The organism is Bradyrhizobium sp. 930_D9_N1_4, assembly GCF_052076015.1.
GTDB lineage: Bacteria > Pseudomonadota > Alphaproteobacteria > Rhizobiales > Xanthobacteraceae > Bradyrhizobium.
Genome location: NZ_CP197236.1, coordinates 3,392,230 through 3,414,076, shown reverse-complemented (window position 1 = coordinate 3,414,076; position 21,847 = coordinate 3,392,230). Strand labels below are relative to the sequence as shown.

22 protein-coding genes are annotated in these 21,847 nt (G+C 64.3%); 10 read left to right on the top strand and 12 right to left on the bottom strand.

The features are described 5' to 3' along the window. Nucleotides 1-32 precede the first annotated feature (32 nt). Both AB7532_RS15950 and rnd read left to right on the top strand, forming a co-directional pair. On the top strand, nt 33-275 hold the full coding sequence (locus AB7532_RS15950) for a hypothetical protein (RefSeq protein ID WP_441235728.1): 243 nt from the start codon (nt 33-35) through the stop codon (nt 273-275). A gap of 356 nt (nt 276-631) precedes the next feature. Beyond that, complete coding sequence (rnd, locus tag AB7532_RS15945) at nt 632-1,801, top strand: ribonuclease D (protein WP_441235727.1); 1,170 nt, start codon at nt 632-634, stop codon at nt 1,799-1,801. 139 nt (nt 1,802-1,940) lie between these two features. Here rnd and AB7532_RS15940 read toward each other — a convergent pair whose 3' ends face one another. The 5 genes from AB7532_RS15940 to AB7532_RS15920 all read right to left on the bottom strand — a co-directional run bounded on the left by AB7532_RS15940 (nt 1,941) and on the right by AB7532_RS15920 (nt 5,514). Then, the gene (locus tag AB7532_RS15940; protein WP_441235726.1) at nt 1,941-3,323 is read right to left on the bottom strand and encodes an aspartate aminotransferase family protein; all 1,383 of its coding nucleotides are present in this window, start codon (nt 3,321-3,323) and stop codon (nt 1,941-1,943) included. A gap of 173 nt (nt 3,324-3,496) precedes the next feature. Further along, entirely contained in the window at nt 3,497-3,667 is a 171-nt protein-coding gene (locus AB7532_RS15935; RefSeq protein WP_441235725.1) for a hypothetical protein, read from the bottom strand. 33 nt (nt 3,668-3,700) lie between these two features. Next, nucleotides 3,701-4,264, bottom strand: a complete 564-nt coding sequence (locus AB7532_RS15930) for an isochorismatase family protein (protein ID WP_441235724.1) — start codon at nt 4,262-4,264, stop codon at nt 3,701-3,703. A gap of 25 nt (nt 4,265-4,289) precedes the next feature. After that, nucleotides 4,290-4,910, bottom strand: coding sequence for a GNAT family N-acetyltransferase (locus tag AB7532_RS15925; protein ID WP_441235723.1), 621 nt, complete (start codon nt 4,908-4,910; stop codon nt 4,290-4,292). Next, entirely contained in the window at nt 4,897-5,514 is a 618-nt protein-coding gene (locus tag AB7532_RS15920) for a hypothetical protein (RefSeq protein WP_441235722.1), read from the bottom strand. Before AB7532_RS15920 ends, AB7532_RS15925 begins: the two co-directional genes overlap by 14 nt. Before the next feature lie 71 nt (nt 5,515-5,585). Here AB7532_RS15920 and AB7532_RS15915 point away from each other — a divergent pair, with 71 nt between their 5' ends. Further along, the gene (locus AB7532_RS15915; RefSeq protein WP_441235721.1) at nt 5,586-6,626 is read left to right on the top strand and encodes a LysR family transcriptional regulator; all 1,041 of its coding nucleotides are present in this window, start codon (nt 5,586-5,588) and stop codon (nt 6,624-6,626) included. Nucleotides 6,627-6,714: 88 nt separating this feature from the next. Here the strand turns inward: AB7532_RS15915 and AB7532_RS15910 are convergent, their stop codons facing one another. After that, nucleotides 6,715-7,881, bottom strand: a complete 1,167-nt coding sequence (locus AB7532_RS15910; RefSeq protein ID WP_441235720.1) for an autotransporter outer membrane beta-barrel domain-containing protein — start codon at nt 7,879-7,881, stop codon at nt 6,715-6,717. 371 nt (nt 7,882-8,252) lie between these two features. Between AB7532_RS15910 and AB7532_RS15905 the strand changes: the two genes are divergently transcribed. Next, nucleotides 8,253-8,459, top strand: a complete 207-nt coding sequence (locus AB7532_RS15905) for a cold-shock protein (RefSeq protein ID WP_007591938.1) — start codon at nt 8,253-8,255, stop codon at nt 8,457-8,459. Nucleotides 8,460-8,548: 89 nt separating this feature from the next. On the opposite strand, the gene purN is transcribed toward AB7532_RS15905, so the two are convergent. Both purN and purM read right to left on the bottom strand, forming a co-directional pair. Beyond that, complete coding sequence (purN, locus tag AB7532_RS15900) at nt 8,549-9,217, bottom strand: phosphoribosylglycinamide formyltransferase (protein WP_441235719.1); 669 nt, start codon at nt 9,215-9,217, stop codon at nt 8,549-8,551. Beyond that, entirely contained in the window at nt 9,217-10,290 is a 1,074-nt protein-coding gene (gene purM, locus AB7532_RS15895) for a phosphoribosylformylglycinamidine cyclo-ligase (protein ID WP_441235718.1), read from the bottom strand. Before purM ends, purN begins: the two co-directional genes overlap by 1 nt. A gap of 154 nt (nt 10,291-10,444) precedes the next feature. Here purM and AB7532_RS15890 point away from each other — a divergent pair, with 154 nt between their 5' ends. From AB7532_RS15890 to ppx, 4 genes are all read left to right on the top strand, one after another. Continuing rightward, on the top strand, nt 10,445-10,987 hold the full coding sequence (locus AB7532_RS15890; RefSeq protein WP_441235717.1) for a CDP-alcohol phosphatidyltransferase family protein: 543 nt from the start codon (nt 10,445-10,447) through the stop codon (nt 10,985-10,987). A 111-nt stretch (nt 10,988-11,098) separates the two neighbouring features. Then, nucleotides 11,099-11,776, top strand: a complete 678-nt coding sequence (locus AB7532_RS15885) for a chromosomal replication initiator DnaA (RefSeq protein ID WP_441235716.1) — start codon at nt 11,099-11,101, stop codon at nt 11,774-11,776. Between the two features lie 142 nt (nt 11,777-11,918). Continuing rightward, nucleotides 11,919-14,111 (top strand): RNA degradosome polyphosphate kinase, encoded by a 2,193-nt coding sequence (locus tag AB7532_RS15880; protein ID WP_441239287.1) that lies wholly within the window; start codon nt 11,919-11,921, stop codon nt 14,109-14,111. Nucleotides 14,112-14,126: 15 nt separating this feature from the next. Further along, entirely contained in the window at nt 14,127-15,629 is a 1,503-nt protein-coding gene (ppx, locus tag AB7532_RS15875; RefSeq protein WP_441235715.1) for an exopolyphosphatase, read from the top strand. 5 nt (nt 15,630-15,634) lie between these two features. On the opposite strand, the gene AB7532_RS15870 is transcribed toward ppx, so the two are convergent. The 4 genes from AB7532_RS15870 to ndk form a co-directional block, all read right to left on the bottom strand. Beyond that, nucleotides 15,635-16,816, bottom strand: coding sequence for a PepSY-associated TM helix domain-containing protein (locus tag AB7532_RS15870; RefSeq protein WP_441235714.1), 1,182 nt, complete (start codon nt 16,814-16,816; stop codon nt 15,635-15,637). 85 nt (nt 16,817-16,901) lie between these two features. Continuing rightward, entirely contained in the window at nt 16,902-18,947 is a 2,046-nt protein-coding gene (locus tag AB7532_RS15865) for a TonB-dependent receptor (protein WP_441235713.1), read from the bottom strand. 576 nt (nt 18,948-19,523) lie between these two features. Beyond that, on the bottom strand, nt 19,524-20,384 hold the full coding sequence (locus tag AB7532_RS15860; protein ID WP_441235712.1) for a TerC family protein: 861 nt from the start codon (nt 20,382-20,384) through the stop codon (nt 19,524-19,526). Nucleotides 20,385-20,425: 41 nt separating this feature from the next. Continuing rightward, nucleotides 20,426-20,848, bottom strand: coding sequence for a nucleoside-diphosphate kinase (ndk, locus tag AB7532_RS15855; RefSeq protein ID WP_441235711.1), 423 nt, complete (start codon nt 20,846-20,848; stop codon nt 20,426-20,428). A gap of 310 nt (nt 20,849-21,158) precedes the next feature. Between ndk and AB7532_RS15850 the strand changes: the two genes are divergently transcribed. Both AB7532_RS15850 and AB7532_RS15845 read left to right on the top strand, forming a co-directional pair. Further along, nucleotides 21,159-21,416 (top strand): sulfur globule protein precursor, encoded by a 258-nt coding sequence (locus tag AB7532_RS15850; RefSeq protein ID WP_441235710.1) that lies wholly within the window; start codon nt 21,159-21,161, stop codon nt 21,414-21,416. Nucleotides 21,417-21,628: 212 nt separating this feature from the next. Further along, nucleotides 21,629-21,802, top strand: a complete 174-nt coding sequence (locus AB7532_RS15845; RefSeq protein ID WP_441235709.1) for a hypothetical protein — start codon at nt 21,629-21,631, stop codon at nt 21,800-21,802. Nucleotides 21,803-21,847: the final 45 nt, after the last annotated feature.

Genomic DNA, 21,847 nt, shown 5'->3' with positions numbered 1-21,847 from the left:
CTGAGCTCCATCGATCCGGCCTGCTTTCGCTGGTGCTGGAGGATTGGGATATCTGGCTGCGGTGGGAAACGGCACACAAAAAAAGAAAGACCCTCGACAAAACCCACCCCGCCCTGCCTGAGGAACGCCAACGCCACGACGAGCTCGCGACCCTGATCGGCGACCGCCTCAAGGTTGATCCCCAACACGGCTTCAGCAAATGGGCCCGGTTCAAAGCCGAGAAGGTTCAATGGGTCGATGCCCCGACGGAGCCCAATGCCCTTCCTGCCGACTAGTCCGTCCTGGCTGCCGCGACCGTTAACCCCGCGTCCACCATCCGGCCCGCCCGGCCCACGGTAACCATTGGAATTAACAGACCCTCAATGCACCCCAGACAAGTTTAGCAATGTTCTGAGGGATTTTGCCGTGGATCTGTTGGTTTTCGAGTTTTTGGGACTGGCTCTGGTCGCCATGTGCGTGCTCGTGGTGGCGCTGCCCTGCGCCCGGAAATCCTCGCAGCGGGTCCGTTACGAATAGGAATTTGGCCGCTCCAGCCGATTCCGGCCCAAATGCAAGGGTCGAATTCGCTCCAACCCCCTTGACATCACAGCGCTTTCGGCAGAACGGCTGATGGTCTTGTCATGGGCCATTCATGGATTTGATTACCACCACCGCTGACCTCGCGGCTGCCTGCAGCCGGATGGCCAAGCACCCCGTCATTACCGTCGATACCGAGTTCCTGCGCGAAACCACCTATTACCCGCTGTTGTGCGTGGTGCAGATGGCCAGCCCCGAGGAAGCGATCGTCATCGACACCCTGGCCGAGGGGATCGACCTCAAGCCGTTCTTCGAGCTGATGGGCAACGAGGGCGTGCTGAAGGTGTTTCACGCCGCCCGCCAGGACATCGAGATCATCTGGCATCAGGCCAACATCATCCCGCACCCGGTGTTCGACACCCAGGTCGCGGCCATGGTGCTCGGCTATGGCGACAGCATCGCCTATGACGCGCTGGTCGAGAAGGTCGCCGGCCACCGCCCGGACAAAACTCACCGCTTCACCGACTGGTCGCGCCGGCCGCTGACCAAGGAGCAGATGCACTACGCGGTGTCCGACGTCACGCATTTGCGCGATGTCTTCGCCGCGCTCGACGCCGACCTGAAGAAGCGCCGCCGCAGCGAATGGGTCTCCATCGAGATGGAGGTCCTGACCTCGCCCCGCACTTACGATTTCCACCCCGAGCGCGCCTGGGAACGGCTCAAGACCCGGGTCCGCAAGCCGAAGGATCTCGCCGTCCTGATGGAGGTCGCCGCCTGGCGCGAGCAGGAAGCGCAAAGCCGCGACGTGCCGCGCGGCCGCGTGCTGCGCGATGAAGCCATCAGCGACATCGCAACACATGCGCCAAACACGCTGGAAAAGCTCGCCAACCTGCGCTCGGTCCCGAAAGGGTTCGAGAAATCCAAATGGGGCGCGGACATCGTCGCCGCGGTCCAGCGCGGGCTGGCGCGGGATTTGTCGACGCTGCCGAAGCTGGAGAAGCCGCGCAACAACAATAACGGCGCGGCCATCGTCGAGCTATTGAAGGTGCTGCTGCGCATGACCGCCGAGCGCCATGCGGTTGCCAGCAAAGTCATCGCCACCGTCGACGATCTCGAAGAGATCGCAGCCAGTGACGAAGCCGACGTGCCGGCGCTGCGCGGCTGGCGCCGCGAGCTGTTCGGCGATGCCGCGCTGAAGCTGAAACGCGGCGAACTCGCGCTTGCGGTCGAGAAGGGCCGCGTGATCGGGGTTCAGCGGGCGGAAGCGGGTAACCCGTCATCCTGAGGTGCGAGCTACGCGTAGCGTGGCGAGCCTCGAAGGATGAGCGGCCCCGCTGCGAGCCAATCGGGCCGTCGCCCTTCGAGGGCCGCTTCGCGGCCACCTCAGGGTGACGGTGTTGGACGGATCGCCAGACGAAGTGCGCTTACGCCGCCGGCAGCTTCGCCACTTCGCCCTTCATGTCATTCAAGACGCCCGAGATCGCCGCAATCAGCTCGTCGATCTGGGCCTTGGTGACGATCAGCGGAGGGCAGATGGCGATGGCGTCCAGCATGTTGCGCGAGATGATGCCGCGCTCCTGCAGCATACGGCTGGCCATGCCGCCGACCGCACCGGGTGTCGCCGCTGCCGTCTTGCGGCCCTTGTCGAGGACGAGCTCGATGGCCGCGATCATGCCGACGCCGCGAACTTCACCGACCAGCGGATGGCTGGTGAGCTCGCGCAGCTTGCCCTGCATGTAGCCGCCGAGTTCGGCGGCATGCGCGACCAGGCCACGCTCCTCGATGATCTTGAGGTTTTCCAGCGCGATCGCCGAGCCGACCGGATGGCCGCCCGCGGTAAAGCCGTGGCCGAGCACGCCGATCTTGTTGCTCTCGTCCGCGATCGGCTCGAACATCTTGTGGTTCATGATGATCGCCGACAGCGGGAAATAGCTCGAGGTGATCTGCTTGGAGACCACCATCGCATCCGGCTTGATGCCGTAGGTCTCGCAGCCGAACATCTTGCCGGTGCGGCCGAAGCCACAGATCACCTCGTCGGCGACCAGCAGGATGTCGTACTTCGTCAGCACCGCCTGGATCTTGTCCCAATAGGTCGCCGGCGGCACGACGACGCCGCCCGCACCCATCACCGGCTCGCCGAAGAAGGCCGCGATCGTGTCAGGCCCTTCCTTCTGGATCAGCGCATCGAGCTCCTCCGCGCGCCGCGTCGCGAACGCTTCCTCGGTCTCGCCAGGCGCGCCGTCCTTGTAGAAATGCGGCGAGCCCGTGTGCAGGATGTTGGGCAGCGGCAAATCGAACGAGCGGTGGTTGTTCGGCAGGCCCGTGAGGCTGGCCGAGGCGATCGTGACGCCGTGATAGGCGCGCATGCGGCTGATGATCTTCTTGCGCTGGGGCTGGCCGAGCGCATTGGAGCGATAGGCGATCAGCTTGAGGACGGTGTCGTTCGCCTCCGAGCCGGAATTGGTGAAGAACACCTTGCTCATCTTGACAGGCGCGAGCGCGACCAGCTTCTCGGCGAGGTCGATCGAAGGCCCGTGCGATTTGGCGGAGAAGGTGTGATAGAACGGCAGCGCCTGCATCTGCTTGTGCGCGGCCTCGACCAGCCGCTTTTCGTTGAAGCCGAGCCCGACGCTCCACAGACCCGCCATCGCCTCGAAATAGCGTTTGCCCGATGCGTCGAACACGTAAGGACCCTCGCCGCGCTCGATCACCAGCGGGCCTGCCTGCTGATGGGCACGCGCGTTGGTGTAGGCGTGGAGCTGGTAGGCCACATCGCGGGCTTCTTGCGAATTGGGCAGCATGGACATTTGCAGGGATCCCTTAAGTCGTCACGTCGCCGGCGCGGCTAGCGTGATCACTTGATCATCGAGTTATCTGGCTATTGCGACGGGACAGAACTTGCAACGCCAATTCGTCGGCAGCAAGCGCTCAGCTGCGATGCAGAAAGCCGCACACGGCTGGCTTGTAAACACGCAGGCTCTCAAGCCGCGCCGTCGTCGTCACCATCGTCGGCGGTGGCCGCGGCGTCCCTCACCTCCACCAGCGCCATCGACAGCAGATAGACCGTCGTAGGCAAACCGACGCGGCGTGCCGTCTCCACGGCACGCGACAGATCGCGCGCCAGCTCCCTGAGCTGCTCTCCCCGTGACAATGTCCCACCCCGTCCATCCGCCGGTCGCAGCGTCTAGACCGCGACGGCACCGCTGGTTCTGATCAGTTCGGTGCTGGACTGGACCGTAGCAAAATTCCCGACGACATTCATCATCGCATGCTTGTAGGCGGCAGCGTCGCCCGCGCCCGGTGCCCGGCAGGCCACGGCGTCACCGACCACCTGATAGCGATGACTGCGGTGAAACCCGTCGACGGCAGTGGCCAGGATGGTCTCGTCGAGGGAAAAGCCGATCAGGATGCAGCGCACATTGCGGATATTGGACATGAAATCCACGAACCGCGCGGAACTGTAGGCCGACGGCAGCGGGTGCTCGAACGTCATTTCGCCGGGCCGCGGCTTCGCCTCCGCGATCCAATCGGTCAGCTTCGATGCCGGATTGAACCAGGCCGCCTGGGCGATGCGCTTCAGATGCATCACCGGCCAGAGATTGCCGCGCCACAGCGTCAGCAACTCCAGGCAGTGCACAGTGGCGCCCTCGCCGTCAAGAATGACGTGGCGACGCCCGGGCGTCAGATATTCGACCTGGAGATCCGCACAGACCAGGATCGGCGGATCATCTTCAATGGAAGCCAGCATTGTCTTGCGCGGAGCTGCACCAGTTTCAGCGGTCGGCGATTGCGAGGTCCCGCAGCGGTGAGGTCACCGCCCGCCCCGCCGATGCGTCGAGCACGCCGGGCCGGTCCCAATCGCCCTCGGGGCGGATGATCACATAGGGGTCGCTGTCCAGCGTGATGGCGTCCGGCCCCGGCTCGATCTCCAGCAACATTTCCGTGTAGGAGAAATCCGAGAAAGTGACCTTGCGATTGTGGCCGAGCGGCTTGGCGCCGAAATGCGCCCAGAAATCGACCAGTCGGTCCTGGGCCTGGCCGTAGATCTTGCGAAAGCCCTTGCGCTTCACGTAATCGACGCTCGCCTGCACCAGCTTGAACGAGACGCGCGAGCGCCGGTATTGGTGACGCACTGCGAGCCGCTCCACCTTGGCGAAATCGCCGAAGAAGCGCACCCGCAGACAGCCCGCGGGCTCGTTGCCGACGTAGCCGATGAAATGCGCCGCGACCATATCGTTGCCGTCGAACTCCTCCTCGAATGGACAATCCTGCTCGGCGAGGTAGACCGCGGAGCGAATGGCGGTGACCAGCATGAGATCGCCGGGATCGCGCGCGAGGCGGATGGTGATGGCGCGGGAGTCGGGCTCTGCGAGAGGAATCCTAGTACCGTGCATCTGCAAAACTCCTTGCTTGGATGATCGCGCCCGGCATGCGCATCGGCCGCCGATTCCAGGGCCGCTCGTAACACCAGAGATCGGGCTGGAAGCTCGCGACGGGCTCGAAGCCCGTCGCCTTCATGATGTCGCGGCCGGCCACCGTTGACGGCTGCGCATAGCAATCCGCGTTCCGAAACCTTATTTGACGCAGATGCGCCGAGGCTTTGCCGAGACCGGCGATCCCGCGCCCTGTCGCCGCGATCGCCCAGATGTAGATTGCGGAGACCTCCTCGTCGGCCGACGCGAGATGGCGCGTCTCGGGCGCGGCGAGACAGATCTCGTCGAGCAGCAGCGCGTCGTGCCCGCGATCGTTGAGGAACAGGAAGGCCATGCCGCCGAGCAGATCGCCCTTGCGGCTGAAGGTCAGGATGCTCTGGGGATCGAACGTGAAGTATCGCGCGAGCTCGTCGGTCCCGATCTGCACGCCCGGCACCAGCCGGTGAGCCATTTCGGAAAGCGCGGCAATTTCGGAAAATTGCGCGCAACGGACTTCGACGTCCGGACTCAGCGGCAAGGCATCGAAATCATGCCTTGCGGCAAACGAGCCCCTTTCCATACCCATGTCGCGCCTCTATCGTTCGAGGCTTTAGTGCCCCGCTATGACGATGAGCTTAGCGGCTGGGGATCAGGAGTATGCAGCAGTTATTGCACCGGGGTGCTGCGATGATGCAGCACCGTGAAGAAGCCCTGGACGCGTCCTGGGATGATTTGAAACTCTTTTTAGCTTGCGCAAAATATAAAAGTTTCCGCAACGCGGCCGAAGAACTCGGACTCACCTCCACCACGCTGATGCGCCGGATCGACCGGCTCGAAGAGAGCATCGGCTGCAAGCTGTTCCTGCGCGACCAGAGCGGGCTGACGCTCAGCGACGAAGGCGCCGCGATGATCGCCGACGTCGCGCATATGGAGCGCCATGCCTTCAACGTCTTCCGCCGCGCCTCGCGTTCGTCGAACGACACTGCGGGCACCGTCCGTGTCGCGGTGACGGAAGGCCCCGGCAATTTCTGGATCCTTCCGCGGCTGATCGATTTCCAGAAGACCTATCGCAAGATCACCGTCGATCTGCGCTGCGCGATGGAGCAGGCCGACGTCGCGCGGCTCGAATCCGATATCGCGATCCAGCTCGAACCGCCGACCAATCCCGACCTGATCGTCGCCAAGCTCGGACGACTGCACATCTATCCCTTCGTTTCGAAGGAATACGAGAATCTCTACGGCCTGCCGGCAACGCTCGCAGAACTGAAGAACCACCGCATCATCAAGCAGAGCGCGCCGCAGGTCGACGACGGCGCCTATGCCCGCGTGCTCGGATTGAAATCGCTCGAGGGCATCGTCGGGATCAAGACCAACTCCTCGGTCGGCGTGCTCTACGCGGTCGAGCGCGGCGCCGGCATCGGCTTCCTGCCGACCGTGTCGATCGCGCTCGGCGCACCGCTCATTGCCGTCGACCTCGGCGTCAGCCATCACGCCGATCTCTGGCTCACCTATCACAAGGAATTCCGCGAGTCCGAGCGCCACAAGGTCGTGGTCGACTGGCTGAAGAAGATCTTCGATCCGAAGACCCATCCCTGCTTCCGCGACGAGTTCATCCATCCGAACGCGCTGGTGCCGATGATGACGGCCGCGCGCGAGGGGTTCGGGCTCACGGGTTATGTCGCGGTGACGCCGGGGTAAGTGCTTTTTGTCGTGAGCATGATCTCCGCGCAAACCCATTCCGCGTTTGTCGCGAGGGAAAACCGCTACGCACTTTTCCGGATCAAGCTCACCAGCGATATTCGAAGCCGACCGTGCCCTGGTGCGACGTCAACTCGTTGCGAAACTTGCCGTCGTAATTGATGTAGAGACGCGCAGTGTTCGTCAGGCTGAGCGAGGCCGAGGCGCCGGCATCCATGCCGTAACGGCTCTCGCCGATCCCGGGCACGACGATGTTCTGGGTTCCGAGGCTGACCTGCACCGATCCGAGGTTCTGGTAGAAATTGTCGACGAACTTGCCGTAGGCCGACAGGTCCAGAATCTTCTGGTCGAGGATGAAGTAGCGCCCGACCTCCGCGCCGATCATGACGCGCGCGCGCGACAGCGCCGTCGAGCCGACGTTGAGCGGATCAAGTCCGCCGGCCTCCTGGAATGCGGCGCTGGTGGCGCGCACATATTCGATCGCGCCCTTGGGCACGATGCGCATCTGGTCCTTGGTCCAGTAATAGCTGATCTCGGTCAGCGCGCCGTCGACCGCGGCGCGATAGCCCGCGGTCGCAAGACCAAAGCCGGTGTCCCGGCTGGAACGAACTTTTCCGAAACCGTGCACCACCGCGAAGGCCCAGGTCCATGGGCCCTTGTCGACCGAACCGTTGATGCCGATTTGCGTCAGGTCGAGCGTCGCCGACTGGAGCGCCAGCGGCACATCGATGTCGGTGTGGCTCTGATCGACCGAGAAGCCGAGATTGACGCCCGGCGCGACCCGCGCGCCGATCCCGGCGACGCCGCCGAACGTCTTGCGCTTGTCGCCGACGAAATCGCCTTGCGCATCGGTCCGAACCGAAATGCCGTAGCCTTCGAACCAGGTCCGATAGCGTGGATCTTCCGTGCTCGCCGACGCCCCGCCGCCGCCGGGGTTGGTGCGGAACGCCCGGTTGACCCCGCCCGAGGCCTGGTTGCCCAACCGCTCCAGGAAATTGGAGCCGAGATTGAGCGCGCTGTTGCCGGCCGACTGGTCGTAATTGGTCGCGCTCGGCACCGGGGTCGGAGATGCCGTAGGGGTCGGGGTCGGCGTGGGGGTCGGCGTCGGGCTTTGGGCGAAGGCTGATGTCATCGACATCGTCACGACGAGCACAAACGCCAGGACAAGCGTCACGACACGCGCCGCCGCGGTCCGGCGGACCCGGTCCAGCCCGCTCGTCTGCCGTGTCCCGGAGAGCTGCGGGGTGCAGCACATGACGATGAATCCCGAAGCAAAGTGGCGGCGCGCAAAAATGCAACACGAACAGCAAGCGCTGCGGCGATTTGTGCCGAACTGCCACGAAGGGTCAACCTGTTGGCACGCGACAAGGCGGCTATTGCCTCGATTGTGGTTCCCTTGCCACAGGTCGCAAATTGCCGAGGGCGACATCTGGCCCGGTCTTGAAATTCGCGCGCGACTTGCTAACGCGCCATTTTCATGTTGCAATATTGGACACAATCGGAATTGGCCGCTCGGCTGTGCGTTTCGCGACATTGAGACTCGAACAGACTTCCGGAAGCCCGTTTGTGGCGTGGCACGCGAAAAGGCGGCCGCGTCTTTTTCGTATCTAGTGGAGGAGATGACCGATGCCGCAAAAGGGCACCGTCAAATGGTTCAACCCGACCAAGGGCTATGGGTTCATCAAGCCGAACGGCAGCGATAAGGACGTGTTCGTCCACATCTCCGCCGTCGAGCGCGCCGGACTCTCGACCCTCAATGAAAACCAGGTGGTTGAATACGACCTCGTGGAGAACCGCGGCAAAGCCTCCGCGGAAAACCTCAAGGTCTCCTGATTTCTCTCAAAGCTTCGCGCGAGAGATCGTGACGATGCCCCCGGCTCTGCCGGGGGATTTTGTTTGGGACGTCGAAACGCGGCGGCGCTTCAACTCACCACGGGCGCGATCAGGAAATTCTCCGACGCCGCGCTGCCTGCCGTCCTGCATACGTCCCCCTCGATCCGGACCTTGCCGGTCGCGAGCAGCCGAAGCGCTTCGGGATAGATGCGGTGCTCGACTTCGAGAATGCGCTCCGACAGCGTCGCGCCGGTGTCGTGGTCGCTGACGGGCACCGCCCCCTGCATCACGATCGGGCCGGCGTCGGTCTCGGGGATCACGAAGTGCACTGTCGCGCCAGACAGTTTGACGCCGGCGCGCAGGGCCTGGCCGTGCGGGTCGAGGCCGGGGAACGACGGGAGCAGCGACGGATGGATGTTGAGCATCCGCCCGTACCACGTCTTGGTGAACTCGGCCGTGAACAGGCGCATGAAGCCGCCGAGGCAGATCAGCTCGATGCCGTGCTCATCCAGCGCAGCCTGCAGCACCTTCTCGAAACCGGCGCGATCCTTGCCGAACGGCTTGCTCTCGATCACCAGCGTCTTCACGCCGCTCGCCACGGCCCGTTCGAGCCCCACCGCATCGGCCTTGTTCGAGATGACGAGCGAGATCTCCGCCGGGAAATCCGCAACCGCAGCGGCCCTGATCAGCGCGGACATGTTGGAGCCGCGGCCGGAAATCAGGATGGCGACGCGGCGCTTCAACGCAGCGCCAGTCATCACAGAGCCATGTCGAGATGGCCGTTATAGACGACGCGGTGCTCGCCCTCGGCCGGAATCACGGTGCCGAGCTGCGCCACGGTCTCGCCGGCTTCGGTGAAGACCTGCACGACCTGATCGACCTTGTCGGGCTCGACGATCGCGATCATGCCGATGCCGCAGTTGAAGGTGCGCAGCATTTCCAGCTCGGCAATGCCGGCTTGTGCGGCCAGCCATTTGAACACCGGCAGCACCGGCAGGCGCGCAAGGTCAATGCCGACACCGAGATGGCTCGGCAGCACGCGCGGAATGTTGTCGGTGAAACCGCCGCCTGTGATGTGGGCGAGCCCCTTTACCGCGCCGGTCTCGCGGATCGCACGCAGGCAAGATTTGACGTAGAGGCGCGTCGGCGTCAGCAGCGCGCCGCCAAGGGTCATCACGGGAGAAAAAGGCGCAGGCGCCTCGAAGCCGAGACCGGATTGTTCCACGATCTTGCGCACCAGCGAGAAGCCGTTGGAGTGCACGCCCGACGAGGCCAGGCCGATCACGGCATCGCCCGCGGCGATGTCCTTGCGCGGCAGCAGCGTGCCCCGCTCCGCCGCCCCGACGGCAAAACCGCCGAGGTCGTAGTCGCCGTCCTTGTAAAGGCCGGGCATCTCGGCGGTCTCGCCGCCGATCAGGGCGCAGCCGGATTCGCGGCAGCCCTCGGCAACGCCCGCGACGATCGAGGCAGTCGCCTCCGGGTCGAGCTTGCCGCAGGCGAAATAGTCCAGAAAGAACAGCGGCTCGGCGCCTTGCACCACGAGGTCGTTGACGCTCATGGCGACGAGGTCGATGCCGATCCCGCCATGCAGGCCGGTTTCGATCGCGATCTTGACCTTGGTACCGACGCCGTCGGTGGCCGCGACCAGGATGGGGTCCCTGAATCCGGCTGCCTTGAGGTCGAACAGGCCACCGAATCCGCCGATCTCGGCGTCGGCGCCGGGCCGTGCAGTGGCGCGCACCATCGGCTTGATCATATCGACCAGGCGGTTGCCCGCGTCGATATCGACGCCTGAATCGGCGTAGGTAAGGCCGTTTTTGCGGTCGGTCATGCCCGATTTCCAGTGGGTTTGCGGCTGGTTACGTCGAATTCCGGGGACACGCAATGGCAAGCGTCGCGCCGCACCCTATAGTATGTAGATATCAACCGGTTCAGCCTCCAACGGGGCCGGATTTGAGGTCAAGTTGGGTGCCGGGAAGCGCCGCGTGAGTATTCCGAATATCATTACCCTGGGCCGCATCCTGCTGGTCCCGATCATCGTCTGGGCCATCGTGTCGAGCCAAATGGAGGTGGCGTTCGCCGTCTTCCTGATTGCCGGCATCAGCGATGCCGTCGACGGCTTTCTGGCCAAGCGCTTCAACATGACGAGCGAGCTCGGCGCCCTGCTCGACCCGCTCGCCGACAAGGCGCTGCTGGTGTCGATCTACCTCGCCCTCGGCATCTGGGGCGACATCCCGCGCTGGATCGTGATCCTGGTGGTGTCGCGCGACATCATGATCGTCACGGCTGTGATCGTGTCCTGGCTGTTCGACAAGCCGGTCGAGATGAAGCCGTCGAAAGTGTCCAAGCTCAACACCGCGGCCCAGGTGTCCTATGCCGCACTGGTGCTGGCTTCTCTCGCCTTCGGTTTCAGGCCGAGCCCTTATGATATGATCCTGATGGGCCTCGTCACGGTCTTCACGCTCTCCTCGGTGTCGCTGTACCTCGTCGAGTGGCTGCGGCACATGAGTACGATCGAGGCCAAGTAGCGCGATCGAGCCAAATGAGCCCGGAAGCGGCCCCGTAAAAGGCCAACTCCGGCTCGATCAAGTCGAATTTCTTCAAACCAGGCCGGTGCGCCGGCACGGAGCAAAGCAAGCGTGGCAGGCCGCGTTCATCCCCGACAATTGGCGTTCTCGCTTCCGCATGCGGAGAGCCTCAGCCGGGACAATTTCCTCGAAGGCCCCGCCAACGAGGCCGGTCTTGCCCTCATCGACGCCTGGCCGGAATGGCCGAACAGGATCATGTGGCTGGCCGGCCCGGAAGGCAGCGGCAAGAGCCATCTCGCCGCGATCTGGGCCGAAGATGCCGGCGCACGCTCGGCCGCGGCCAATGGCCTGACCACCGAAGCCGTCCCGGGCGCGCTCGCCACCGGCGCGCTGGTGGTCGAAGACCTCAGGGCCGGGGAATTCGACGAGCGCGCCCTGTTCCACTTGATGAACCTCGCCCGCGAGGATGGCGCCTACGTCCTCTTCGCCGGCCGCGAAGTGCCGGCGGCACTGGAGATCGAGCTGCGGGACCTGCGCTCGCGCCTGCGCACCGTGCCTGTCATCTCGCTGCTGCCGCCCGACGACCAGCTCTTCCGCGGCCTGATCGTCAAATTCTGCGCCGACCGCCAGCTTGCCGTGGATGAGAGCGTCGTCAGCTACCTCGCCACCCGCCTGGAGCGGTCTTCGGCCGCCGCCCGGCAGGCCGTGGAACTGCTCGACAGCGAGGCCCTGCGCCTCGGCCGCCCCGTCACCAGGGCATTGGCCGCAGAGCTGCTCCGGGACGTGTGACCCGTCCGTCGGCCTCAAGGCCGCTTGACGTGGCGAAGCAGCGGAACATCAATGTCATCGAAACGTCATCGGACTAACACATGCTCCCGCCGATTTTGCGCGTAGGTCGCAAATTGGGACGAACTGGATGGACCGACTTCTCATGGACTCCGCGCAAGCTGTTGAAACGAAAGAAAAAGCCACGGAGACCGAGGGTCTGCCCGCAATCGCCTCGAGCCCCGAGCGATTCATCAATCGCGAGCTGTCCTGGCTGCATTTCAACCGCCGCGTCCTGGAGGAATCGGTCAATCTCAGCCATCCCGTGCTGGAGCGGGTGCGATTCCTGTCGATTTCGGCGAATAACCTCGACGAGTTCTTCATGGTCCGCGTCGCCGGCATCAAGGCCCAGGTGCGCGAGGGGATCGCCGAGCGCAGCCCCGACGGCCTGACGCCGTCCGAGCAGCTCGCGCTGATCAACCGCACCGTCTCGGAGCTGGCCAGCGACCAGCAGGCGATCTGGGCCGATTTGCGCGGCACGCTCGCCGACGTCGGCATCGCACTGGTCGAGGGCAAGGACGTCACCAAGGCGGAACGGAGCTGGATCGAGGACTACTTCCTCCACAACGTGTTTCCGCTGCTGACGCCGCTGGCGATCGACCCCGCCCACCCCTTCCCGTTCATCCCGAGCCTCGGCTTTACCATCGCGCTCCAGCTCACGCGCGCCGTCGACGGCAAGCAGATGAACGCGCTGATCCGCATGCCCGGCAAGATCGACCGCTTCATCCGGCTGCCGACCGAGGGCAAGGTGGTGCGCCTGATCTCGCTGGAACAGGCGACCGCGCTGTTCATCAACCGCCTGTTCCCCGGCTACAATCTGCACGGACACGGCTCTTTCCGTGTCCTCCGCGACTCCGAGCTCGAAATCGAGGAAGAGGCCGAAGACCTCGTTCGCCTGTTCGAAACCGCGCTGAAGCGTCGCCGCCGCGGCTCGGTGATCCGGCTCGAGATCGATGCCAAGATGCCGGAGCAGCTGCGCAGCTTCGTGCAGCATGCGCTCTCGGCCGCCGACGACGAGGTGTTCCTGGTCGACGGTGTGCTGGCGATGAACGAGCTCTCGCAGCTCACCCGCCTCGACCGGCCCGACCTCGAATTCACCCCCTACGTGCCGCGCCACCCCGAGCGGGTGCGCGAGCATGGCGGCGACATCTTTGCCGCGATCCGCCAGAAGGATCTCGTCGTCCATCACCCCTATGAATCCTTCGACGTGGTGGTGCAGTTCCTCCAGCAGGCCACGCGCGACCCCGACGTCGTCGCGATCAAGCAGACGCTCTACCGCACCTCCAACAATTCGCCGATCGTGCGTGCGCTCGCGGAAGCCGCCGAGGCCGGCAAATCCGTCACCGCGCTGATCGAGTTGAAGGCGCGCTTCGACGAGGAGGCCAACATCCGCTGGGCGCGCGACCTCGAACGCGCCGGCGTGCAGGTCGTCTACGGCTTCCTCGAACTGAAGACGCACGCAAAGCTGTCGATGGTGGTGCGCCGCGAGGGCGGCAGCCTCACGACTTACGTCCACACCGGCACCGGCAATTATCACCCGGTCACCGCGCGCATCTACACCGACCTCTCCTACTTCACCTCGGAACCGACCATCGGGCGCGACGCCGCGCGCGTGTTCAACTTCATCACCGGCTATGCCGCGCCGAGCGATCTCGAAAAGATGGCGGTGTCGCCGCTGACCTTGCGCAAGCGCATCATCGAGCACATCCAGGGCGAGACCGCGCATGCGCGCCACGGCCGTTCCGGCGCGGTCTGGATGAAGATGAATGCGCTGGTCGACCCCGACATCATCGACGCGCTCTACGAGGCCTCGCAGGCCGGCGTGCAGGTCGAACTCGTGGTGCGAGGAATCTGCTGCCTCAGGCCCGGCATCCCTGGCCTGTCGGAGAACATCCGCGTCAAATCGATCATCGGACGCTTCCTGGAACACGGCCGAATCTACTGCTTCGGCATGGGCCAGGGCCTGCCGAGTGCCAAAGCGGCTGTGTATATCTCGTCGGCCGATATGATGCCGCGCAACCTCGACCGCCGCGTCGAAGTGCTGTGTCCGCTGCAAAATCCCACGGTGCATCAGCAGGTTCTCGAGCAGATCATGGTCGCGAACCTGAAGGACAATGAGCAGAGCTGGCAATTGTTGCCGGACGGGTCCTCAACGCGTATGAAGACCGCGAAGGGCGAGGAGCCTTTCAACGTCCACAACTACTTCATGACAAATCCGAGTCTGTCTGGCCGTGGAAAGTCGCTCAAGGAATCCTCTCCGCGTCGTCTCACGCGCCGTAATGAACGTCATCAATCCTGATCCGGGATCGCTGACGTGACGCGGCCGCGCAAGCGCGGCTCGAGCGTCGCGGTCATCGATATCGGCTCCAACTCGGTCCGCCTCGTCGTCTACGAGGGACTGACGCGGGGCCTGATTCCGATCTTCAACGAGAAGACACTGTGCGGCCTCGGGCGCGAGGTGCAGAGCACGGGATTGCTCGCGCCTGACGCCGTCGACAAGGCGCTGACGTCGCTCAAGCGCTTCCGCGCACTGTGCCGGGTGATGCAGGTCGGACGCGTGTTCGCAATTGCGACCGCAGCCTGCCGCGATGCCTCCAACGGCCCGGACTTCATTGCAAAGGCCGAGCGCATCTGCGCCGTGAAGATCGAGATCCTGTCGGGCCCGCGCGAGGCGCGGCTGTCGGCGCTCGGCGTCATCTCCGGCATCCATCATCCCGACGGCATCGTCGGTGATCTCGGCGGCGGCTCGCTCGAGCTGATCGACGTGCGCAAGAACGCCGTTCGCAGCGGCGTGACGCTGCCGCTCGGCGGCCTCGCGCTCCAGGACCTTGCGCACAAATCGCTCAAGCGCGCCGACCGGATCGTGCGCGAGGAGATCGACGAGGTCCAGTTGCTCACCGCGGGCCGTGGCCGCACCTTCTACGCTGTTGGTGGCACCTGGCGCGCGCTGGCGCGCATCCACATCATCCAGAGTGGTTATCCGCTCCAGGTGATGCACGGCTATTCGATTTCGGCCGCCGAAGCGCTCGACTTCTCGCGGCGTCTGCGTCGTCTTGCGGCCACCGGCATGCTCGCCGACATCGAGAGCGTCGCCGACGCACGCCGTCCGCTTCTCACCTATGCGGCACTGGTGCTGGAGCACATTATCCGGGTCGCGAAGCCGAAGACCATCGTGTTCTCGACCTTCGGCGTTCGCGAAGGCCTTCTGCACGAGAAGCTGCCGGAGTCCGAACGTAACAAGGACGGTTTGATCTGCGCCGCCGAGGAGCTGAACCAGCTCCTGTCGCGCTCGGCCAAGCACGCCCGCGAGCTGATCGCCTGGACCGATCGCCTGGTGCGCGTGGTGAAGCTGCGCGAGACCGAAGAGGACCGTCGGCTGCGTCACGCCGCATGCCTGCTCTCCGACATCGGCTGGCGCGTGCATCCTGATCACCGCGGCGAGCAGACGCTGAGCCTCGTCGTCAACGGCAATTTCGGCGCGATCACCCACACCGAACGCGCCTTCGTCGGACTGTCGGTGTTCTATCGCTATGCGGGCCTGAGCGAAGAGAACCAGCCGCCGGTCACGATGCAGGAGTTGCTGACGCCGGCCCAGCTCGAACGCGCCCGCATGCTGGGCGCGGCGTTCCGCGTCGCCCATCTGATCTCTGCGGCACGCCCGGGCGTGCTCCCGGCCACGCATTTCCGTAGCCAGGCCCGCAATCTGATGCTGGTGTTCGAGCATCGGCTCGGCGACCTCGTCGCCGACCGCGTCGGCAGCCGCTTCAAGCAGCTCGCCCGCCTGATCGGCCGCGCCGGCTCGATCGTGCGGCGATAGACGAGCTAGCTGGCCCTCATTCTCCCCGGGCGTTTCTTGAGCCAGATGATCGCGCCGCTGATGAAGAGGGCAAGGGGCGCGAAACCGGCCGCGAACACGAACAGCCGTCCCGCGAATCCGAGCGTCGCGCCGTTGTGCAGCCAGAGCTGTTCGGCCAGATAGCGGTCGCCCATCGACATGGCATCTGACGTGCGATCGTGCACTGTTGCGCCGCTCCATGGATCGAGCCAGATTGCCCCGCGCGAGCGCACGGCGGGATCTGCGCCGTCGGCGCGAAACTGCACTCGCCAAATATTGCGCGTTTCGGTTGGTGGGCTCAGCATCGCGACCACCCTGCCCGGCTTGGCCGCTTCCGCGCTCCTTATGATCGCATCAGGTGAGAGCCGCGGCGTTCCTGCGGGAGGCGGCATTTCGATCCGAGACGAGGGTTCAGGTGTGGGTTGCGACACCAGACCAACGATGGGGCGCACCACGTCGGGAAAGATGATCCCGACGCCCGTGATCGAGATCACCGTGAGTGCAAAAAGCGCCCAAAAGCCAGTTGCGCCATGGAGGTCGAAAACAAGGCGAAGAAGCGAAACGTCCTTGCGGACTGTAACCGACCGCCAGAATCGCCCAGGCCTCGGCCACCACAGGAACAGGCCAGACAGCGACAAGCCGAGCAGCATGACCCCGACCACACCTACCAGCTCCTTGCCCCACCACTCGTAGAGCAACAGCGTGAAGTGCAAACGATAGACCTTGAGGGCGAACGCGTTGACGTAGTCACGCCGCCCCAGCACCGTCCCGTTCGACGGATCGACCATGGTCGTCCAGCGGTTGGGGTAGCGACCTTTTTCGGTTTCATGCGCGTGAATCACGATCCAGACCGGCCAGGTCCGATCCGGCGCCAGGATGGTGGAGATCGGCGCCGTATCCGCAGCCGCCGCCGCGCGCATCACCTCGGTCACGGTCACTCTCTGGTCCGGGCTGGCGGGCGCATAAAGTGCTGGGTTCAACGCGACATCGATTTCCCGGTAGAAGACGATGAAGCTTCCGGTGAGACCGATCAGCACCACGACGGCCCCGCCGATCAATCCGAGCCATCGATGAGCCCAGAGGATCGCGCGCCGCGTCCGTCCCGGCCGCGCTCCGGAACGGGCAGGCACGGAGCCTGCCCGTCGCCGCGCCCCGATCGTTTCGTCCATTCAGAGCACCCGTAGTCTGCGTTTGGTCCCGCTGACGTTCGGCTCGCGCAACGATGTCATCGCCTGCGTCAAACCCAACCCGGGCTCAGAAGTCCGTGGACATCGACAAAAGCAGGGTTCGCGGAGCCCCCTGCGACAAGGCTGAGAAGCTCGCCACGCCTGCCCAGTAATTGGTATCGAACACGTTCTGGACCAGGGCCCGGATCGTGACCGGGCGGTTGTTGATCCGCGTGTTGTAGCGGGCTCCCAGATCGAGCCTCGTCCAGGCCGGAACAACCTGTGTGTTTGCCCCATTCAGATATTGGTGCCCGGTATAGATGGTGTTTGCGACCAGTGTCAGTCCAGGCGCGAACGAGGTGTCCCATTCGGCAGATAGATTGGCTTGCACCTGAGGTACGCCGATCGGCGTCTTGCCGAGATTGGCTACCGTGTTCGTCTTCGTCAGCTCCGCATCGATCAGCGTCACGCCGCCAAGCACGCGAATGCCCGGCTGCACCTCTCCGAACACGGTGAATTCCACGCCGCGATTTCGCTGCTCCTGGTCGGCCCGGAAGACGTTGTCGGCTCCCGTCTGTCCCGACGGCTTGGTGATCTCGAACAGGCTGATCGTGGTTGCCAGCATGCCGAAATCGACCTTGGCGCCTGCTTCCTTCTGCTTGCTGAAATACGGCGCCAGGACTTCTCCCTGATTGATCGCCGTCGTCGGTGCGACGTCGCCCTTGCTGAGCCCTTCGATGTAGTTGGCGTACAGCGAAACGTTGGTCCACGGCTTGACGACGAGGCCGACCATCGGCGTGTACGCCGTCTGGTCGTAGGCGGACGTCACGGCGCCCGTCGTTGTGTTGTAGTTGTTCGACTTGACGCCCTGCTGTCGCACGCCGACGGTCAGTTGCAGACGTTCCTGAAAGACCGACATGGTGTCGGCCAGCGCAAGGCCGGTCAGCTCGCTGTCCGATAGTCTCGGAACGGTCGCAGGAGCCGCAACCAGCTGCTCCGGACGGGCGATCGGCACATAGATGTTGGACAGAACCGGCGTTCCGTTCACAGACCCGCGCCCGACCTGATCCGTGTAGTAGCTGCCCTGGAAGGTCACGGCGTGGCTGATCGCCGCGGTTTCAAACCGGGCGCGCACGCCGGCGTCGGCGACGTTGCGGTCGATGTCGAACTTGAAATGTCCGGGTGTCGTCGTGGTGTTGCCGGCTGCGTTCAGGATGGTCGGCGTACCAAACAGACGATCGACCTGGGTCCTGCCGCCACCGCCACTGGCGAACACCGTCACGGAGTCCGTCACATCGAACTCGCCGCGCGCCAGCAGCGAGTTGTCGTGAACCTTGGCCCATTCCCAGGACTGCGTGACATTGCGGCGCCCGACTGGCGCGGTGGGGACTGCGACGCCCGTTGCGACCAGGAACGGCCTCGTGGGCGCGTCGAATTTTTCTTCCTGATCGATGAAGTCGAGCGAAGCTCTGAACCTCTCGCCGCGATAGTCAAACGCCGCCGCGCCGACATGCGCTTCCCGGCTCTGGTTGTCCAGCGGCGTATCGCCATTGTGATAGCTGCCATTGACGCGAATTCCGAATTCGCGATTCTCGCCGAACCGGCGGCTGACGTCGAGATGAGTGCCGAACTGGGAGCTCGTCGCGTAGTCGGTCGTAACCCGTGTCAGATCGACATCCCCAGCACGCTTCGGAACGATGTTGATGGTGCCGCCGACGCTGCTGTTCGGCGCCATGCCGTAAAGCAGCGCAGTCGGCCCCTTGATGATTTCAATTCGTTCGACGTAGTCGGTGAACACACGATAGTTCGGCGCAACGCCAAAGACGCCGTTGAAGGCGATCTCTCCGACATTCCCCTCGCCGATCGGAAATCCTCGGATAAAGAATGAGTCGAGAATACCACCGGGCTGACCTGTGAACCGGACCGAAGGATCGTTGCTGACGACGTCGGCGACCGTGGTGGCTTGCTGGTCTTCAATCTTTTTCGCCGTGTAGCTCGTGACGTTGAACGGCGTGTCCATGAAATCCTTGTTGCCCAGCAAGCCGACCTGGCCTCCGCGGGCCAACTGCCCGCCCGAGTAGGAGGGCGGAAGTGCGCCCGGCCTCGCAGCAGCAGGGGTCGTTTCCGCCTGCATCCTGGCCCGCTCACTCGCGGGCGCAGTTTGGCGGCTCGTCCGGCGACCTGGATTGATGCGTGGGCGCGCACGCTGCTTCGGCACGTCGGCAATGACGGTCACCGCCGGCAAGGCCGTCGCACGACCCGTCTCCGGCGCAGCGCTTTGAGCACGCGTGCCGTGCAGGAAGCCGTCGCTGAACAAGGCGATGGAGACCACAGAAGCCGCGAAGGCCGTCGGGCTGGAGCACGTCAGATGGGCTCTGACGCTTGCGGCAAAAACAGCAAAAGGACGGCGAAGGACTCTCGACGGCATCGTACCCGCTTCCGATTTGATCAAAATGAACATCGGAGCGACGTGCCGCGGGAGGCGTTACCGAGTCAACGAAAACACCCATTGTTTTCAGTAGTTTATAATGAGACAAAGTCTAAATCGCGCGAGGGTTGCGACGGCAACGTCACCGCACGCGGCGCCTGACTCCTCTGCGCGCCATCGCTCAGCAGGACAGCTCTGGCAAGATACGATGTCGAAGATATCAGTGAGGCGCTCGCCTCTGATCGTCGGGCGAGCGGCGCAAAACTGATCGTACCGGGGAAGTTACTCCGCCGAGGCCTTGGCGTGGCGCTCGGAGGATTCCAGCGCGGCCGCGCTGAGGCTGCGCCGGCGCCAGATGGTACCGACGACCAGCACGACGACCACGCCGAGCGCTGCGCAGAAATATTCGCCACCGGCGCCGCCATGGGCGAATTGCGGCGGGATGCGGAGTGCACCGAGCATGCTGTCCAGCGAAGCACCGAACGGACCCTCGAACAGCGTGTGCAGCTTCGGCGCGACGGCGGGATCGGTCGCGATCACCTCACCTGAGATCCAACCGAGCAGCGCCGCACCGGCCCACACCAGGACCGGCAGCTTCGTCAGCAGCGCCATGATCAGCGCCGCACCCGCGACGATCAGCGGCACGCTGATGGCGAGGCCGAGGATCAGCAGCGGCACGCTGCCATTGGCGGCGGCAGCGACCGCGATGACGTTGTCGAGGCTCATGACGATGTCGGCGACCACGACGATCTGGATCGCCTGCCACAGATGGGAGGCGGACTCGACGCCCTCCTCGTCCTCCTTCTCCGGCACCAGGAGCTTGGCCGCGATCACGATCAGCGCAAGACCGCCGACGAGTTTGAGGTACGGCAGCTCCATCAGGCTCGCGACGATGCCGGTGAAGATGATCCGCAGCAGCACGGCCGCGCCGGCGCCGAAGATCATGCCCCACAGCCGGTGCCGCGGCTTCAGGCCGCGGCAGGCCAGCGCGATCACCAGCGCGTTGTCGCCGGAGAGAAGGATGTTGATCCAGATGATCTTGCCGACCGCGATCCAGAAGGTCGGCTCAGCCATCTCGGCGCGGAACTGGGTGAAAAATGCCCCGATCGTAGCGGGATCGAAGATCTGCCAAAGCCAGTTCACAGTGAGTCCTTTCGCGCCGTCGTATTAACCTGGTGGCTTGATCAGCCGACGATCTCGTTGCCCGCGAAGAACTGCGCGATCTCGATCGCGGCGGTCTCCGGCGCATCCGAGCCGTGAGCGGAATTCTCGCCGATCGACTTTGCGTAGAGCTTGCGGATGGTGCCGTCGGCCGCCTTGGACGGGTCGGTCGCGCCCATGGCGTCGCGGTACTTGGCGATGGCGCCCTCGGCTTCCAGCACCTGGACCACGACCGGGCCCGAGGTCATGAACTCGACCAGCTCGCCGAAGAACGGGCGGGCCTTGTGAACGGCATAGAAGGTCTCGGCCTGTTCCTTGGTCATGCGGATACGCTTCTGCGCGACGATGCGCAGGCCGGCTTTCTCGATCACGGCGTTGACCGCACCGGTGAGGTTACGCGCGGTCGCGTCGGGCTTGATGATCGAGAAGGTGCGTTCGATGGCCATGGTCATGTCCTTGAGCAAAAACGGTGGTTCGGAGTTGCGGGGCTTATATCGGCGCCTTTGCCGGACGGCAAGCGACCGCCCGAACCGCCTCACAGGCGCTTCGCCGCAGGGCCCGGATGCGGGATTCGAGCATGGATTACAACAATTTCACCCAGATGAACCCAATCTGAAAGCCCCGTCAGGGTTCGGTTCAGCTTCGCAGGCCTAAGGTCAGGCCCATCGAAACCGAAGCCTGATCATGAGGCGAACCGTTTCGGCGGCCTTTCCATCGACGCGATAGCCCCGCGCCGGCAGTTTTGAGGAGATCACCATGTTGAGGAAACTTTCGCTGGCCGCTGTCGCCGCGGTTGCGCTGGGTGCCGCGCTGGCGCCGACCTCCGCCTCCGCGCACTGGCATGGCGGCGGCTGGCATGGCGGTGGTGGCGGCTGGGGCCATCACGGCTGGGGCGGACCGCGCTTTTATGCCCGCGGCCCCGTCGTCTCCTACGGTTATGGCGGCTGCTACGCGCGCCGGCTGGTCCCGACCCCCTGGGGACCCCGCTGGCGGATGGTCAACCGCTGCTACTGAGCCCGACAGCACCTTTCCTCAGGTACCTCCCCCCTGGGTACCTTTCAAGCGAGGCCCCGGCGTTCCCCTGCGCCGGGGCTTTGTCTTGGGGCGGATACGGCGGATTCATGCAATTTTTACTAGAATGCCGGGCATTCCGCGCGAGTGGCGAAACAATTCTGGGGGTCAACGACTTGATAGGGTGTCGTTAATTTGAAACACGGAACCCCGCCATGGCTGGCCTTTTTGCCGATGACAGCGAGCAGATCGACCGGCGCACCAGCCGCTCGATCTGCGATGCCGTGGGCGAGCGGCTCCAGCAGAGCCTGCGCCCCGAACCCCGGCTCCCGACGCATCTCGAGCAGCTTCTCGACGAGTTGAAGAAGCGAGACCGCGATTCGTACTGAAGCGAGACGCTGAAAAACGGGTTGCGTTCGCGACGCCTTGCGGTG